Below are 1,424 nucleotides of genomic sequence, written 5' to 3'. Positions count from 1 at the left end.
GAGGAGGGCTCCGGCTCCTGAACGGGGCATCCGAATTCACACAGTAAGGGAGGAAGGATTATGGCGGAAGGGTCGAAGAGGGTCGTAGTCATAGGCGGAGGGACCGGGGGATACGTCGCCGCACTGCGCGCCGCGCAGCTGGGGGCCTCCGTCATCCTCGTGGAGAAGAACGCCCTGGGAGGGACATGCCTCAACAGGGGCTGCATTCCGACCAAGGTCCTGCTCCACACGGCGGAGCTGGCCTCTGCCGCCCGGGAGGGGGAACCCCTCGGGCTCTTCGTCAAGGAGGCCCGCGTCGATTGGAGTGTGTTGATGCGGCATAAGGAGGAGGTTGTCGCACGCCTCGTCGAGGGGGTCGGCTTCCTTCTGGGGGCCAATGGGGTGGAGGTCGTCCAGGGGAATGCGGTCTTCCGCTCTCCCGGGGAGGTCGCCGTCACGCAGGAGGACGGCACGGTGCGGCCTCTGTCGGCCGATGCCTTCATCGTCGCCACGGGCTCCGTCCCCGCGCTGCCGCCCGTTCCCGGGTTCGACCTGCCCGGAATCCTCACCAGCGACGGAGTCCTGGGGCTGGAGATGTTGCCTAAGTCCATCCTGCTCGTCGGAGGCGGGGTCATCGGCATCGAGTTCGCCTCCATCTTCTCCGCCCTGGGCGTCGAGGTCACCGTCGTCGAGATGCTGCCGGAGATACTGCCAAACCTGGACGTCGAGCTCGTGGGGTACCTCAGGCAGATACTGGAGGCCCGTGGCATCCGCTTCCTGACCTCCGCGACAGTCAAGTCGGTCCGCGCCTTGGGCAGAGGGTACGCGACGGCCGTCACGGCGGGCGTGGAGGAGGAGATCGTCACGGAGAAGGTCTTCGTCTGCACGGGACGCCGTCCCTTCACCCAGGGACTCGGGCTCGAGGAGATCGGGATCCGGACCGACCGGGGGCGGATTGCGGTTGACGAGCGGATGAGGACCAGCGTGCCCGGCATCCACGCCATAGGGGACTGTGCCTCACCCATCATGCTGGCACATGTCGCCTCGGCCGAGGGCGAGGTCGCCGCGGAGGCCATCATGGGGCTCAGGGCGGCCATGGACTACCGTGTGGTCCCGAGCGCCGTTTACACCGCGCCCGAGTTCGCGGGAGTGGGCCGTACGGAGGAGGAGCTGACGCGGTCCGGTCGGGACTTCACCGTAGGACGCTTCCCCATGAACTCCAACGCCAAAGCCCTGATCGCGGGGATGCCCGACGGAATGGTAAAGGTTATCTCGGACAGGGAAACGGGCGAGATCCTGGGCATGCACGTCCTGGGTCCCAGGGCCACGGACCTGATCGCGGAGGGCGCGCTTGCCATGAGGTCCGAGCTGACCGTCGACGAGATCGTCGCCACGATCCACGCACACCCCACCCTCGGCGAGGCGGTCAGGGAGGCGTCGCTGGA

The 1,424-nt window shown here is 67.3% G+C and carries 1 protein-coding gene; it reads left to right on the top strand.

Translation table 11 applies throughout. The annotated features are described in order from the left end of the window. Window positions 1–60: 60 nt before the first annotated feature. Window positions 61–1,424: dihydrolipoyl dehydrogenase (gene lpdA / locus ACO41U_RS09720; protein ID WP_485943557.1), on the top strand; the 1,364-nt coding region annotated here is incomplete at its 3' end.

The organism is Fretibacterium sp., assembly GCF_057312375.1.
Note: the sequence above shows the minus strand (reverse complement) of the source record. Positions and strands in the feature narration are given on the sequence as shown.